This window comes from Streptomyces sp. NPDC005266 (genome assembly GCF_040607655.1).
Lineage (GTDB): Bacteria > Actinomycetota > Actinomycetes > Streptomycetales > Streptomycetaceae > Streptomyces.
The window spans coordinates 116,248-131,016 of the sequence record NZ_JBEXHC010000009.1; the positions used below are offsets into that span (position 1 = coordinate 116,248).

A 14,769-nucleotide genomic window follows, 5' to 3' on the forward strand; every position below is an offset into this window, starting at 1 on the left:
TGTTGGACAGCACAGCGCGCGGCGGCGTCGGCACGGTTGACGTGGACCGCAGCGACCACGGCTACCGTGAGTGGCTGAAGGAGGCCGTCCGCAAAGTGCAGGCCGACGCCCAGCGCTCGGCGGACACCCATCTGCTGAGCTTCCCACTGCCCGAGCGGTGGGGGATCGACCTCTACCTCAAGGACGAGTCGACCCACCCCACAGGTAGCCTCAAGCACCGGCTGGCCCGGTCGTTGTTCCTGTACGGGCTCTGCAACGGCTGGATCCGGCCCGGCAAGCCGGTCATCGAGGCGTCCAGCGGTTCGACCGCCGTGTCCGAGGCGTACTTCGCGAAGCTGATCGGCGTGCCCTTCATCGCGGTGATGCCGCGCACGACCAGCCGGGAGAAGTGCCGCCTGATCGAATTCCATGGCGGCCAGTGCCATTTCGTGGACGACCCGCGGACGATGTACGAGGCGTCCGCCGCCCTCGCGGCGGAGTCCGGCGGCCACTACATGGACCAGTTCACCTACGCCGAGCGCGCCACCGACTGGCGCGGCAACAACAACATCGCCGAGTCGATCTACCAGCAGCTCCGTCTGGAGCGCTATCCCGAACCGGCATGGGTGGTGGCGACCGCCGGCACCGGCGGCACCTCCGCGACCATCGCGCGCTACGTCCACTACATGCAGTACGACACCCGCGTATGCGTCGCCGACCCCGAGAACTCCTGCTTCTTCGACGGCTGGGTGCACCATGACGGGGACGCCTCCAGCGACCAGGGCTCCCGCATCGAGGGCATCGGTCGCCCCCGTATGGAGCCGAGCTTCGTGCCCGGGGCGATCGACCGGATGATGAAGGTCCCGGACGCGGCGAGCGTCGCGTCCGTACGCGCCCTGGAGGGGGCCATCGGCCGTAAGGCGGGCGGCTCCACGGGGACCGGGCTGTGGAGCGCGCTGCGGATCGTCGCCGAGATGGTCGAGCAGGGGCGGACCGGAAGCGTGGTGACCCTGCTGTGCGATCCGGGCGATCGGTACCTGGACAAGTACTACTCGGACGCGTGGCTGGAGGAGCAGGGCCTGGACATCGAGCCGTACGCCAAGACGCTCGACATCTTCCTCACCACGGGGCACTGGCCCGAGGGCTAAGCGGATGCGGTGAAGTTCGCCGCTGATCCCTCGCCGTTCGGCCTGGGAGGGTTTGGACGCCGAGAAGGATCAGCACTTGACTTCGCCGTAACCGCTTAGCCCTCTCTCAGCTGCCGGTCCAGCCTGCGCACCGCGTCGTGGAACGCCCGGCGCAGTCCCGGCCGCAGCACCCGCACCGCGCCGCGCAGCAGCGCCGTGCCGTCCACCGCGAAGACGTACCGCACCAGCGTGCCGGTGCCCAACGGCCTCAGCGTCCACTCCTCCAGCAGCGACCGCAGCCCCGGCGCGTTGTCTCGTCGATCCGGTAGGCGTAGCGCTCGTACGGATCCGCCGCCATGACCGTCTCGCGGAAGCGGGTGCCGCCCTTGAGGCGGATCTCCCTGCCCCTGCCGCCGTCCGTGGACCGGGCCGCGGTCACCTGCCGGTACCACCGCGGCCAGCCCTCGACGTCGCCAGGGCGCGGAACACCGCCTCCGGCGCCGCCGACGCCTCGGCGGTGAAGACGAGCCGCACCGGGGCGGTCTCGGCCCAGTCGAGCCCGACGGAGCGCAGTCGGTGTGCCATGGACACACGGTAGCCGAGAGAGCTGACAGGCCGTTAAGAGTCGGCCGCCGCGGCGGGCGCCCCCGCCATCACCAGCTCCGGCAGATACTCCGAGATCTCCGCCCGCGCGTGCTCCGGCAGCCCCGGGTCCGTCACCAGCGCGTCCACCTCGTCCAGGGTCGCGAACGAACTCAGCCCCACCATGCCCCACTTGGTGTGGTCGGCGACCACCACCACGCGCCGCGCGGCCCGCACGAAGTGGCGATTGGTCTCCGCCTCCGCCAGATTCGGCGTCGACAGGCCCGCCTCCACCGATATGCCGTGCACACTCAGGAACAGCACATCGAAGTGGAGCGAGCGCACCGCGGCGTCCGCCACCGGCCCCACCAGCGTGTCCGAGGGGGTCCGCACCCCGCCCGTGAGCACCACGGTGGCCGCCCCCGTGCGCGGACCCGTACCGCCGAGCGCCGCCGACCGCTGCGCGGCGTAGAACACATCGGCCACCCGGACCGAGTTCGTCACCACGGTCAGATCCGGCACGTCCACCAGCTGCTGGGCCAGCGCGAAGGCCGTGGTGCCGCCCGCGAGACCGATCGCGGTGCCCGGCGTGGCCATCGCCGCCGCCGCCTTCGCGATGTCCTCCTTGGCGCTCAGCTCAAGACCCGATTTGGCCTCGAACCCCGGCTCGTACGTGCTCGCCTCGGCGACCGGCACCGCGCCGCCGTGCACCTTCTCCACCACACCCAGCCGGGCCAGCGCGTCCAGGTCGCGACGGACCGTCATGTCCGAGACGTTGAGCTTGCGCGTCAGCTCGTTGACCCGCACTCCGCCACGCCGCCTGACCTCGTCGAGGATCAGGGCGCGCCGCTGCTCCGCGAGGAGATTCTGGTTGTCGCTCACCCTGCCTCGTCTCCCTCCGTCCCGCCGGGTCGCCCGCGCGCTCATCTTCGCACGCGGGGAGGGGGCCCGATCCCCTTCGCACGCGGGGAGGGGGCCCGATCCCCGGAGCGGGCGCGGGTTACGATTTCGCCACGCCCGGCCTGTCAGGGTCGGGCCACGGCGTCCCTGGGCACCATCCTGGAGCGGAACGACCGCACCACACCGGGATCGGGGGACACGGTGGCACCGAGGACGCGTACAGGCGCGCCGGGCGACGCGACCGACACGGCCGAGCGGACCGGGACGGGCGGGACGCCGCCCGATCTGGAGCTCCTCGTCCACGGCGTCGGCGGGACCACGCCCCAGGAGATGCTGGACGATCCGCGCACCACCCGGGTCACCGGCGACGAGACCGCGGGGGTCTACCGCAGGGTCGAGGACTCCGACGCCGAGGACCGCCCGCAGGACTACAGCGGGCGCCCGGTCCCCGAGGCGTACGTCTGGTGCAATCTGACGTCCGGCAACAGCTCCCGCGCCCTGTGGCTGCTGTTACTGCCCTTCATGATCGTCAACCTCGCCCACTGGATGCGGCCCGCGGCCGACCGGCGCGAGCGGACGGTGCGCACCTACGGCCTGTTCGTCCGGCTGGTCGCGCTCAGCCTGACCGTCCTGCTGATCGCCGGGGCCTGCGAGGTGGCCCTCGACCTGATCGCCTGGCAGTGCGCGGGCTCGGACGAGTGCGCGGGCGGCTCGTCCTGGCTCGGCTTCATGGCCCCGGGCCACGGCTGGTGGAGCCAGCCCGGCCGCAGGCTCGCGCTCGCCGCGCTGCTGCCCGCCGCGCTCACCGGACTGCTGTGGTACCTGTCCAACCGCACCTGGAGCGCGTACGAGTCGCAACCGCCGCCGGAGCGGCCGGTGGACGAGTCCGCGCCCGAGGCCGGCAACCGCCCCGCGCTGTGCCTGCCCGGCTTCTGGTACGGGCGCAGGATCGTCGCCCGGCTGCGCTCCGCCCACACCGCCGCCGGATTCCTGACCATCGCCGCGGCCGTGACCGCGGCCACCGCCGCCCACGACCGCGAGTCCGGCGGCAGCGGCGTGCTGGACGCCGCCGGCTGGGCGCTGCTGACGCTGCTGGTCCTGGGCGCGATCGCGGTGGTGTTCGTGGTGTGCCACCGCGGGCGCAGCGAGACCACGGTCGACGGAAAGCTCGACCGGATCACCGTCACCGCGCTGCCCGGCGCCGCGCTCGGCGTGCTCGTGCTGTCCGTCCTGCACGCCGGCTGGTCCCGCCCCGGCTGGGTCCCCGGCGGAAAGCTGCCCGGCAACCAGACCTTCTGCGTGATCGCCATAGGGCAGGGCGTGCTGATCGTCGCCATGGCCGTCTGCGCCCTGATCCTCTACCGGGCCGCGCCCCGGAGCCGCACTCCGCTGTGCGGGCTCGCCGGACCCGCCGTCGCGATGCTCGCCTGCGGGCTCGGCGCGGTGCTCTCCGGCGGCGTCGCCCAGCGCATCGCCGACTGGCTGGACGGCGGTGCCACCCCCGGTGAGGGCGGCACCGTCGCACCGCCGGTCCTGCTGTCCTGGCTGGCCACGGCCATCCCCGCGATACTGCTCGTCCTGCTCGGCCTGGCCGTGATCTTCGGCGCCCGGGTGTGGCGAGTGCGCAGGCGGCTGCTCCCCACCATCATGGACGGCTATCCGGGGGAGCGGCCCGACGGCGTGCGCACCCGCCGGATCGCGGGCACCATCGCCCGCGCCGGGCTCACCGACTCCGCCTCGTGGCTCGTCGGCCCCGTCTCCCTGTTCATCCTGCTGCTCGGCGGCGTCGCCGTCATCGGTGCCTGGCTCACCAAGAAGGTCCCGGGACGGGCCGCCGAGGGCGCCCCCGGCGTCGTGGACGCCGCCACCCAGACCGCACAGGCACTCGGCTCCTGGCTGATGGGGCTGGCCTTCCTGGCGCTGGTCACCTGGGCCCGCCGCGCCTACCGCAGCCCAGCCGCCCGCCGCACCATCGGCATCCTGTGGGACGTCGGCACCTTCTGGCCGCGCGCCGCCCATCCCTTCGCGCCCCCGTGCTACGCCGAGCGGGCGGTCCCCGACCTGACCTGGCGGATGGAGACCTGGACCCGCAAGCACGGCGGCCGGACCGTCATCTCCGGCCACTCCCAGGGCAGTGTGCTGGCCGCCGCCGCGGTCTGGCAGCTGGACCCGCGCACCCGAGGCCAGGTCGCGCTGCTGACCTACGGCTCACCGCTGGAGCGGCTCTACGGGCGCTGGTTTCCCGCCTACTTCGGCCCCGCGCAGCTGCTCGCGCTCCATGGCGAGGTGCGGTGCTGGCGCAATCTGTGGCGGTACACCGACCCGATCGGCGGCCCCATCGGGCTGCCGGACGGCACCGGGCCGGAAGTCGACTGCGGCGCGCTCAAGGATCCGCTCGCCTACGGCCGTACGCCCGAACACCCGCTGCCCGCACCGATCCTGGGTCATTCGGAGTACCAGGCCGACCCCGTCTTCGCCCGGGAGCGGGCCGGACTGCTGGCCCGGCTCCCGGAGCAGAAGTGCTCGCCTCCGCGGCACACCGGTCAGAGCAGCTCCGGCAGGTCCTCCGGATAGAGCAGGGTGAGATCGTCCGTGGTCGGGTCGGTCAGCTGGGCGACCCGGCCCGCGTGCCGCTCCACCATCGCCTCGAAGGTCTGGCGGGCGGTGCGGCCATTGCCGAACGCCGGGCCCTTCGGCAGCGCCGTGAAGTACTTCAGCAGCGCCTCGGCCGCCCCCTCGCCGATCCGGTACTCATGCTCCTCGGCCTGCTGTTCGACGATCCGCAGCAGCTCCTCGGGGGCGTAGTCGCCGAAGGTGATGGTGCGTGAGAAGCGGGACGCCACACCGGGGTTGACCGACAGGAACCGCTCCATCTCGGCGGTGTACCCGGCGACGATGACGACCACCGCCTCGCGGTGGTCTTCCATCAGCTTCACCAGGGTGTCTATGGCCTCGCGGCCGAAGTCCCGGCCCGAGTCCTCGGGCGAGAGCGCGTACGCCTCGTCGATGAACAGCACACCGCCGCGTGCCCGGTCGAACGCCTCCTGGGTACGGATCGCCGTCGAGCCGATGTGCTCGCCGACCAGATCCACCCGGGAGACCTCCACCAGGTGGCCGCGCTCCAGCACCCCGAGGGAGGCCAGGATCTCGCCGTAGAGCCGGGCGACCGTGGTCTTGCCGGTGCCGGGGGAGCCGGTGAAGACCAGATGGCGGCGGACGGAGGCGGCCTTGAGCCCGGCCTCCTGACGGCGCCGGCCCACCTCGATCATGTCGGTGAGGGCCCGCACCTCGCGCTTGACGCTCTCCAGCCCGACCAGCGCGTCCAGTTCGCCCAGGACGTCCGTGGACGGGCGGACGGCCGGCGGGGGCTCGGCGGACGCCGGAGGCGGGACGGCGCGCTGCGCGGGGACCCCGCCCAGCAGCCCGCCCGTCGCGGTGGCGGTCTCCACGGCGGACGTGGCGGCGGGCGGCAGGGCCGGCAGGCCGGGGGAGGCCAGGGCCGTGGTCGCGCTCTCGTCGCTGGTGCAGTCCTCGACGGCCGGGCCGGCCTCGGAGAACTCGTAGCCGCCGCGCGCACACCGCTCGGTGCGGCACCGGGTCAGGGTGGAGCGGCAGCCGTCGATGATGTGGAAGCCATAGCCTCCGCTGCCCGTCACCCGGCAGCCGGTGAAGGTGCCGCGGCCCTCGGCGGACACATAGAACCCGGCCTCCGCCGGCCCGGACACCGTGGTGCGCTCGACCGTCGGATCGGCGCCCTTGGTGACGATCACCCCGGTCGCGGCGCCGTCGATCGTGCAGTTGGCGAGCGTGCCGCCGCTGCCGTGGTCGCGGAACCACGCCCCGGTGGCCGCATCCCGGATACGGCAGTCGTCCAGCTGGGCGGTGGCCCCGTCGCTCACCGACACCGCGGTGTTGCGCACCTGGGACAGATCGCTGTCGACGACATCGACGCGCGAGCCGCGGTCCAGGACGAACAGCGCGTCCGGCACCTCGCGCACCCGGCACGAGTCGAGCACGGCCGTCGCGCCGTCGCTCACCCATACCGCCGGATAGTCGCCCGTGGACTCGTGCAGTTCGCACTGGTTGGCGTCCACCCGGGTGCCCGGGTCCCACACCGACAGCCCGTTGCGCCCGAACCGGCGCACCGTCGAGCGGGTCAGCGTCAGCACCGAACGCGACCTGAGGTCGACCGCGTTCTCCGGGACGTCATGGATCTCGCAGTCCGCGAGCGTGAGCACCGCGTCGGTGTCCAGATTCACCCCGTCGGCCGTCGTGCGGTGCACCCGGCAGTCGGTGAGATGGCCGGTGGCGCGCGAGGAGACCTGCACCCCGGCGCCCCTGATCTCGTACACCTCGCAGCCGATGGCCTCCACCGAGCTGCCCTCGCCGGTCAGCGAGAGCCCGGCGCCGGAGGCGTGGTGGATCCGGCAGCGGTCCAGGCGCGGACGGCCGCCGCCGCGGACCGCCACCCCGGACTGTCCGGCCGCCACCACCTCGCACTCCTCGAACACCCCACCCGCGCCGTCCAGCACGCTGAACCCGATGCCCGCCGGGTTGTCCACCGTGCAGCGCCGCACGGTCGGCCGGGCGGCGCCGCGCACCTCGATGCCGACCGCCGAGCGCGTGGCGACCCGCACATCCGTCAGCTCCGGGGTGCCGTCCTCGACCAGCAGGGCGGGGGCGGCCGAGTCCTGGCCCTCGACATGCAGATCCTGGACCACCGCGGAGGCCCGTATCGTCAGGGCGACCCCGTCGGCCGGCGCGATCCGCACCGAACCGCGCGCGGAGCCCTCGGGGCCGCGCAGGGTGACGGCCCGGCCCACCACCAGATTCTCGCGGTAGGTGCCGGGCGAGATGGAGAGCACATCGCCGTCCCCGGCAGCCTCCAGGGCCGCAGTGAGCGAGGCGTACTCTCCGGTGCGGCGCCGCCACCGCGACGTTCCGCTGTGCGTCACCTGGACGACCGAGCCCTGTGCCATGGTGCTGTTGTGCCCCCACCTCGTGGTCAAGCCGGATGTGCGCGACTGTGGCGCTGCGCATGTGGATGCCCCACCGTAGCGTGCGCACGGCGCGAGGAGTTGACCTCCCCGTGAGGCCCGCGTGGACTTGGTGTCGTGATGACAAGGGACGTGGCGGCCCGAGGACCAAAGGCATGCGCACGTGGGCGAGGTAGCGGCCCGTCAGCTGTCGGCGTCCGCCCGGCCCCAGTCCTGGCCGGCCCGTGCCCATGCGATGTCCCACTGCGCATAGCGCCGGCGCACGAGCCGCCATACGACCAGCCGCCGGGCGCCGTCCACCAGGCCCACCGTCGCCACGCCCGCTCCGATGCCCGCCAGTACGGCGTGGGTGGTCGCCGTGGCCTCATCGAGGGGGCGGTCCATCGGGCGGCCGTGGTCGTCGGTCCAGATGCGGAACCGCTCACCGGCGTCCGCGCCGGGGCGGGCGCCGAGCTCCCCCTTGTGTCTGCTGCCGTCGGGCCCGGTCCAGCGGGCGAGGACGCGGCGGCGGGCGTCCGCCGCGGTGGCGGTCTCGGGGTCGGAGTCGACGGGGGGATGGGGCAGCACCTTCACCACGGTCGCCGCGGTCGGATGGCGCTCGGCCCGCTGCTCGTGCGCGGCCTTCACCAGCGCCCCTTGGGCGAGGGCCCCCGTGACCCAGCCGACGGCCGGGGCGGCGAGCGCGATGAGCAGCGCCGCGATCAGGGCCGCGTACGACTCCACGAGGTCGGTCCCGCGACGCAGCGGATTGTGCCGCCAGCGCCAGAGCCCCCGGATCGTTCGCATGTGTCACGCACCCCCTTCCCCGTCCGTGAATACCGTATAGCGGTCCGGATATGCGCGTATTCAGTGAGGAGAGAGCCATATCACGGGGGCGAGTGAGCCGAAGGGGCGGCGGGGGCACCTGCCGGCGGTAGCTGGGGGGAGATCCGAGCCCCAAGAAGAGGGGGCTGTCAGCCCAGTCGCATGGCGAGAGTCACCACGGCGCCGACGGCCCCCGCGCTGATCACGAGCCGGTCGGTGACCAGGCGGGTCAGCCACAGGCCGCGGCCGCTGGTCGCGCCGTCCAGGCCGGGGAGGATCTGCGGGATGACGTCCTCGGAGAAGCCGGGGCCGGAGTCGCTGATCCGGCACTCCAGCTCGTCGCCGACCCGCCGCAGCAGCAGGGAGCCGGTGCCGCCCGCGTGCTCGATGGCGTTGCTGGCGATCTCGTCGACGGCCAGCACGAAGTCGCCGCGGCGGGTCTCGCTGAGCCCGGCCAGGGCCGCGCGCTCCTCGACCTGCACCCGCAGCCGGGGCAGCTCGCCGGCGGTGAAACGGCGCAGGAGCAGGTGTTCTCCGGCTCGATCGGCGGACCGACGACGATGGTCGGCTAGCACCAGTGCCTCCCGTTGGTGACGAGGACGAGCGACATCACAGGGTCGGTGAAGGAGCCGAGGGTACGGGGACCAGCCTGTCATCACGGATCGCGACCATAAATGACGTGTCTTATCGGGAAGCTGACCGGAATTGGGTAAGAGTGAGGCGACACCCGTTCATCGGCGTACCGCTTTGGACCAGCCGCCTCTCGCACGCACGGTCATCGCTGAGGGGCGAGGGGGGAGAGGAGACGGCAGAGTGAGGACATGATGGGACTTCTCGGCGCGCTGAAGACCGAACACCGTGAGCGGCTGATGGCACTCGCCCGCGATGTGTCGTTCCCCTCGGGCGGCCGCATCTTCGAGGAGGGCCGTAAGGCCGACCACTTCTGGATCATCCGCACCGGCGCGGTCACCCTCGATCTGCATGTCCCGGGCCGGCGGGCCGCGGTGATCGAGACCCTGGGCCCCGGCGAGCTCATCGGCTGGTCCTGGCTCTTCCCGCCGGACACCTGGCACCTGGGAGCGGAGGCGCTCAGCCCGGTGCGCGCGCATGAGTTCGACGCCGAGGCGGTGCGCCGGCTGTGTGACGAGGACCCGGAGCTCGGCTACGCCCTCGCGCTGGCCTGTGCCCAGGTGATCGGGCGCCGGCTGCAGGCCGCCCGCACCCGGCTGCTGGACCTGTACGGGCCGTACGCCGGCGGCATGTCGCCCTGAACGAGGCACATCAGGGGCCGGATGGGAATGTCTCCCATCCGGCCCGGTCCTTCCCACGACTGGGGCCGGGCCCCAGCCGCATCACCTCCCGAAAGACTTCAGTAGCCGCCCCCCGGCTGCGGCGGCCGGCCGCCCGGGTACTGCTGACGCCCGTACGGGTCCTCGTACGGCGACGGCGCGGGGGCCGCCGGACGGGGCGCCGCGGGGCGCGTCATCGCCGGGCGCATCGCCTCGTGTCCCATCGGCGAGGCCGGGGCCTGGCGCGGCTGTTGCTGCTGCTGTGCCCCCGGGTAGCCCCGCGGTCCCGTCGCCTGCGGCGGGATGTACGGGGCGTGCGCCTGCTGCAGCCCGGTGGGCTGCGGCATGGGCTGCTGATAGCCCTGCTGCGGGGTCTGGTAGGAGGGGCCGGCCGGCAGCGCGGGAAGCGCCGAGGGCAGCGCCGGAAGGTGACTTCCGGTGTCGTATGCGGAGGGCACCCGGATGGGCGCGATCTGCGGTGTACCCCGCTCGGCGACGAGGCTGTCGTAGATGGGAGTGTCCGGGAAGGACGGCGAGGAGTAGTAGCCGCCGCCGTAGGTGCTGCGGGGGGAGGTCATAGCCCATAAGTTAAGCCCACCATGTGCTGATTGGGGAGCCCGGTAGGAGGGTTGTTTTCAATGATCGGAGCACCCGCGTATCCCCAATCAGAGCGAACCCGGGAAAAACGGTCGTCAGGGTACGTTGAGATCGTGTAAAGAGCGGGTTTTCAGAGGGTTACCCGCGGTCAATGGACCGTCCGAGCGACGCATCCGGCGGCCGAGTGACCCGGTGACCGAATGAGACGAGAAGGCAGGGGGAACAGGATGGCGATGCGCAAGGGCAGCAACACGCCGGTACAGGCGGCCGCGGTGCGGATCGAGCTCGGCTGGCGCACCGGCCCCGGGGTGCCGGACGTGGACGCCTCGGCGCTGCTGCTCGTGTCCGGAAAGGTCCGCTCCGACGCGGACTTCGTGTTCTACAACCAGGCCGTGCACTCCTCGGGCGCGGTGCGCCACGAGGGCAAGCGGACCGCGGGCGACGCCGTGACGGACACCCTGTCGGTGGACCTCGGCCGGGTGGAGCCCCAGATCGAGACGGTGGTGCTCGCCGGCTCCGCGGACGGCGGCTCGTTCGGGCAAGTGCCCGGTCTGCACATTCGGGTGCTGGACGCGGCGAGCGGCGCCGAGATCGCCCGCTTCGACAGCGAGGACGCCACGGTGGAGACCGCCTTCGTCCTCGGCGAGCTGTACCGCCGGCAGGGCGCCTGGAAATTCCGCGCCGTCGGCCAGGGCTACAGCACCGGGCTCGCGGGGCTCGCAACCGACTACGGCATCACCGTCGACGAGCCGCAGCGGACGCCGGCCCCGGCTCCTGCCGCCCCCGCCCCGCCGCCGGCCCGGAATCCGTACCCGGCGCCGTCCCCGTACGCCGCCCCGGCGCCGGCCCCCGTGCCGCCGTCCGGTCCGCCCGTGCCTCCCCCTCCGCCCACCGGGCCGCCGGCGGGGGCGTACCCGCCTCCGCCGCCCACCACCGTCCGCACGCCCTTCCCGCCGCCCGCTCAGGCGGGTGCGCCCGCACCGGCGCCCGTGAGCCTCAGCAAGGTCACGCTGACCAAGGAGGCGCCCGCCGTCTCGCTCACCAAGCAGGGCGGCACCTCGGGCGCCATGCGAGTCAATCTCAACTGGCAGATGCAAAAGCAGTTCTCGGGGTGGGCCTCCAAGCTCGGCAAGGCCATGGCCATGCACAGCGATCTGGACCTCGACCTCGGAGCGCTGTTCGAACTCGCCGACGGCAGCAAGGGCGTGGTGCAGGCGCTCGGCAACTCCTTCGGCTCCCTGCACCAGCCGCCGTTCATCCAGCTCGACGCCGACGACCGGACCGGTGCGCGGGCGACCGGTGAGAACCTCACCATCAACCTCGACCGCAAGGAGGCGTTCCGGCGCATCCTCGTCTTCGTGACGATCTATGAGGGCGCCCGCAGTTTCGCCAACCTTCACGCCACGGTCACCCTGCAGCCGCAGTTCGGCGCCCCCGTCGACTTCTCGCTCGACGAGTGCACCGTCCCGTCCCCGGTCTGCGCGCTGGCACTCATCACCAACACGGGCGGGGATCTCGTCGTCCAGCGCGAGGCCCGCTATCTGGTGCCGGAGCGCGGCGTCAGCCCGCAGCGCACCCTGGACCACGCGTACGGGTGGGGTATGAACTGGACCCCCGGCCGCAAGTGAGGCAGTCGCCGGACGTGAGGCAGTCGCCGGACGTGGGGCAACCGCGCCGGACGTGGGGCAACCGCGCCGCAAGTGAGGCAGTCGCCGGACGTGGGGCAATCGCGCCGGACGTGAGGCGGCCACGCGGGCTCATGCGGGCCCGTGGCCGCCGCGCGCCCCGTCAGGGCGCGGCGCTGGGACGGGCGTAGGTGCGCCCCTTCCAGGCCGCGCCCCGCCCCCGCCAGTGCTGCACCGCCGAGTCGACGGTCATCAGCAGATAGAGAAACGCCGTCAGTGGCAGCAGCGGCGCCAGCCACAGCGTCTGCCGGTAGTAGCGCAGCATCGGGATGTACGTGGCGGCCATCAGGGCCCAGGCGGCGCCGCCCGCTGCGAGCGGTACGGGGCGGCCGGTCAGCACCCCGGCGCACAGGGCGGCGGGCGGCGCGAGATAGACCACCGCGAGCCCGGCCACCGTCGCCACCAGCAGCAGTGGTTGATGCCGTAGCTGGGCATACGCGCTGCGCGAGACCATCCGCCACAGCTCGCTGAGCCCGGGATACGGCCGCACGCTGTCGACCCGGTCGGCGAGCCCCAGCCAGATCCTTCCGCCGGACCGTTTCACCGCGCGGGCCATCGCCACATCGTCGATGACCGCCTGCCGGACAGCCTCCGGCACCCCGGCCCGCTCGGCCGCCTCCCGGCGCAGCAGCACACATCCGCCCGCGGCCGCCGCCGTGCGCGCCCGGGGCCGGTTGACCCACCGGAAGGGGTAGAGCTGGGCGAAGAAGTAGACGAACGCGGGCACGATCAGCCGCTCCCACCCGGTCGCCACCCGCAACCGCGCCATCTGCGAGACCAGCTCCAGGTCCGCGTCCCGGGCGGCCCGCACCAACTCCCGCAGGGAGTCCGGCTCATGTGCGATGTCCGCGTCCGTCAGCAGCAGATACCCGTCGTCGTCGCCGTCCTTGTGGCGGGCGGCGAGGGCCATACCGTGCCGTACGGCCCACAGCTTGCCGGTCCAGCCGGGCTCCGGCTCACCCGGGGTGTCGACGGTCAGCGGCAGCCCGCCGTACCGGTCGGCGAGTTCACGGGCCAGCTCTCCGGTGCCGTCCGAGCTGCCGTCGTCGATCAGGAAGATCGCCGCATGCCCCGGATAGTCCTGCGCCAGCAGGGACGGCAGGCTCACCCGCAGGACGCCCGACTCATCGCGGGCGGGCACCACGACGGCGACCGGGGGCCAGTCGCCGGGCTCCGGGGGCGGGCCGCCGGATCCCGGGCGCGCGGGCTCGGGCAGTCGGACGTCAGTACGCCAGAAGAACCCCTGGCCCAGCAGCAGCCACACCCATGCGGCCAGGGCCGCGACGGCGATCCACGTCAGCGCGCTCACCCGCCGCAGTCTGCCGGAAGGTGTGCCCCGCCGCCGGGCGCATTGGACCAATCCATTAAAGTGACCGGGTGAAGATCGCGCTTATGGACTCCGGACTCGGCCTTCTGGCCACCGCCGCCGCGGTGCACCGTCTGCGGCCGGATGCCGATCTGGTGCTCTCCTCCGACCCCGACGGTATGCCGTGGGGGCCGCGTACTCCCGGGGACGTCACCGAGCACGCGCTGGCCTGTGCCCGCGCCGCCGCAGCGCACAACCCGGACGTACTGATCGTCGCCTGTAACACCGCCACAGTCCACGCGCTTCCCGCGCTGCGCGCCGAGCTGGAGCCCGCGCTGCCGGTCATCGGCACGGTGCCCGCGATCAAGCCCGGGGCGGCCGGGGGCGGCCCGCTCGCCATCTGGGCCACGCCCGCCACCACCGGCAGCCCGTACCAGGAGAACCTGATCCGTCAGTTCGCGGCCGGCGTCGAGGTGACGCCGGTGGCCTGCCCGGGGCTCGCGGACGCCGTCCAGTACGCCGACTTCGCCGCCATCGACGAGGCGGTGGCCGTCGCCGCGGCGCGCACCCCGCGCGATGTGACGACCGTCGTCCTCGGCTGCACCCATTACGAGCTGGTCACCGACCGCATCCGGGCCGCCGTGCAGCAACCGGACACCCCGTCCCTCGTCCTCCTCGGCTCCGCCGGGGCCGTCGCCGCCCAGGCCCTGCGCCGGATCGGTGCCGACCCCCTCCCGGCGGACGCGGTCACGCCCGCCGGGAGTCTCACGGTCATCCTCAGCGGACGCGAGGCCGCCCTCCCCGAGGAGGCCCTGGCGTATGCCGAAGGCGGGATTCTGGCGCCCGTCAGCCCGGCGCGCGGCTGACCGGTACGCCCCGTACCAGCGGATTTCGCCGCGCCGCTGCCGCCGCCGGAGAACGTGGGTACGCTGCCAACCATGAGGCACCACGAGCACGGCAAGGCGCCCGCGGACGGAGAGCCGCCCCCGGTCTGGCACGGGCGCGCGCACAATCGCGTCCAGTGGCTGCTGGCGGCCGCGGGCGCCGCGTGCCTGGCGCTCGGTGTCGACCTGGCCGTCGACTCGCCCTGGGGCTCGGGCCTCGCCCCGCTCCTGATGTCGGTCATCGGCTGCGTCGCCGCCGGCCTGCTGATGCTCTTCGGCACACTCGCCTTCGTCCATGTGGCGGTGCGGGTCGACGAGGAGTGCCTGGAGATCCGCTGCGGCCATATGGGCCTGCCGCGCCGCCGCATCCCCCTCAGCGATGTGGTCCACGCCGATGTCGCCCAGAAGGTCACCCCCTGCCAATGGGGCGGCTGGGGCTACCGCTGGCGGCCCGAGAAGGGCACGGCCGTGGTGGTCCGCCGCGGTGAGGGCCTGGTGGTCCGCCTCGGGGACGGGCGTGTCTTCACGGTGACGGTGGACGACGCGGAGGTGGCGGCCCGGGTCATCCGCGACCGGCTGCGGCTGATCGCGTCGCGCACTTCGCAGGTCTGACCTCGGG

The 14,769-nt window shown here is 73.0% G+C and carries 12 protein-coding genes and 1 pseudogene; 6 read left to right on the forward strand and 7 right to left on the reverse strand.

The window, feature by feature from the left end; genetic code table 11:
- Positions 1–2: 2 nt before the first annotated feature.
- Positions 3–1,127, forward strand: a complete 1,125-nt coding sequence (locus ABZU99_RS19080; RefSeq protein ID WP_355945977.1) for a PLP-dependent cysteine synthase family protein — start codon at positions 3–5, stop codon at positions 1,125–1,127.
- 95 nt (positions 1,128–1,222) lie between these two features.
- Here the strand turns inward: ABZU99_RS19080 and ABZU99_RS19085 are convergent.
- Both ABZU99_RS19085 and ABZU99_RS19090 read right to left on the reverse strand, forming a co-directional pair.
- Positions 1,223–1,691, reverse strand: a pseudogene (locus ABZU99_RS19085) (SRPBCC family protein).
- Between the two features lie 33 nt (positions 1,692–1,724).
- Complete coding sequence (locus ABZU99_RS19090) at positions 1,725–2,570, reverse strand: DeoR/GlpR family DNA-binding transcription regulator (protein WP_355945980.1); 846 nt, start codon at positions 2,568–2,570, stop codon at positions 1,725–1,727.
- Between the two features lie 348 nt (positions 2,571–2,918).
- Here ABZU99_RS19090 and ABZU99_RS19095 point away from each other — a divergent pair, with 348 nt between their 5' ends.
- Positions 2,919–5,162, forward strand: a complete 2,244-nt coding sequence (locus ABZU99_RS19095; RefSeq protein WP_356227897.1) for a hypothetical protein — start codon at positions 2,919–2,921, stop codon at positions 5,160–5,162.
- Here ABZU99_RS19095 and ABZU99_RS19100 read toward each other — a convergent pair.
- From ABZU99_RS19100 to ABZU99_RS19110, 3 genes are all read right to left on the reverse strand, one after another.
- Positions 5,132–7,567, reverse strand: a complete 2,436-nt coding sequence (locus tag ABZU99_RS19100) for a right-handed parallel beta-helix repeat-containing protein (RefSeq protein WP_355945983.1) — start codon at positions 7,565–7,567, stop codon at positions 5,132–5,134. The genes ABZU99_RS19095 and ABZU99_RS19100 overlap by 31 nt on opposite strands.
- Positions 7,568–7,768: 201 nt before the next feature.
- Entirely contained in the window at positions 7,769–8,371 is a 603-nt protein-coding gene (locus ABZU99_RS19105) for a hypothetical protein (protein WP_355945986.1), read from the reverse strand.
- Between the two features lie 167 nt (positions 8,372–8,538).
- The gene (locus ABZU99_RS19110; protein ID WP_355945988.1) at positions 8,539–8,964 is read right to left on the reverse strand and encodes an ATP-binding protein; all 426 of its coding nucleotides are present in this window, start codon (positions 8,962–8,964) and stop codon (positions 8,539–8,541) included.
- Between the two features lie 246 nt (positions 8,965–9,210).
- On the opposite strand from ABZU99_RS19110, the gene ABZU99_RS19115 reads away from it, so the two are divergent.
- A complete protein-coding gene (locus ABZU99_RS19115; RefSeq protein ID WP_355945991.1) occupies positions 9,211–9,660 on the forward strand; it encodes a cyclic nucleotide-binding domain-containing protein in 450 nt (149 codons plus the stop codon).
- A 98-nt stretch (positions 9,661–9,758) separates the two neighbouring features.
- On the opposite strand, the gene ABZU99_RS19120 is transcribed toward ABZU99_RS19115, so the two are convergent.
- Complete coding sequence (locus ABZU99_RS19120) at positions 9,759–10,256, reverse strand: DUF6643 family protein (protein ID WP_355945994.1); 498 nt, start codon at positions 10,254–10,256, stop codon at positions 9,759–9,761.
- 252 nt (positions 10,257–10,508) lie between these two features.
- Between ABZU99_RS19120 and ABZU99_RS19125 the strand changes: the two genes are divergently transcribed.
- Complete coding sequence (locus ABZU99_RS19125) at positions 10,509–11,903, forward strand: TerD family protein (protein WP_355946048.1); 1,395 nt, start codon at positions 10,509–10,511, stop codon at positions 11,901–11,903.
- A 160-nt stretch (positions 11,904–12,063) separates the two neighbouring features.
- Here ABZU99_RS19125 and ABZU99_RS19130 read toward each other — a convergent pair whose 3' ends face one another.
- On the reverse strand, positions 12,064–13,269 hold the full coding sequence (locus ABZU99_RS19130) for a glycosyltransferase (RefSeq protein WP_356049397.1): 1,206 nt from the start codon (positions 13,267–13,269) through the stop codon (positions 12,064–12,066).
- A gap of 68 nt (positions 13,270–13,337) precedes the next feature.
- On the opposite strand from ABZU99_RS19130, the gene ABZU99_RS19135 reads away from it, so the two are divergent.
- Positions 13,338–14,132 (forward strand): aspartate/glutamate racemase family protein, encoded by a 795-nt coding sequence (locus ABZU99_RS19135; protein ID WP_355945998.1) that lies wholly within the window; start codon positions 13,338–13,340, stop codon positions 14,130–14,132.
- 72 nt (positions 14,133–14,204) lie between these two features.
- Positions 14,205–14,762, forward strand: coding sequence for a hypothetical protein (locus tag ABZU99_RS19140; protein WP_355946000.1), 558 nt, complete (start codon positions 14,205–14,207; stop codon positions 14,760–14,762).
- Positions 14,763–14,769: the final 7 nt, after the last annotated feature.

Excerpts from the sequence above, each read along its gene's own strand:
- ABZU99_RS19105 (WP_355945986.1), bottom strand. The coding sequence starts at position 8,371 with ATGCGAACGATCCGGGGGCTCTGGCGCTGGCGGCACAATCCGCTGCGT.
- ABZU99_RS19100 (WP_355945983.1), bottom strand. The coding sequence starts at position 7,567 with ATGGCACAGGGCTCGGTCGTCCAGGTGACGCACAGCGGAACGTCGCGG.
- ABZU99_RS19140 (WP_355946000.1), top strand. The coding sequence starts at position 14,205 with ATGAGGCACCACGAGCACGGCAAGGCGCCCGCGGACGGAGAGCCGCCC.
- ABZU99_RS19095 (WP_356227897.1), top strand. The coding sequence starts at position 2,919 with ATGCTGGACGATCCGCGCACCACCCGGGTCACCGGCGACGAGACCGCG.
- ABZU99_RS19120 (WP_355945994.1), bottom strand. The coding sequence starts at position 10,256 with ATGACCTCCCCCCGCAGCACCTACGGCGGCGGCTACTACTCCTCGCCG.
- ABZU99_RS19115 (WP_355945991.1), top strand. The coding sequence starts at position 9,211 with ATGATGGGACTTCTCGGCGCGCTGAAGACCGAACACCGTGAGCGGCTG.
- ABZU99_RS19125 (WP_355946048.1), top strand. The coding sequence starts at position 10,509 with ATGCGCAAGGGCAGCAACACGCCGGTACAGGCGGCCGCGGTGCGGATC.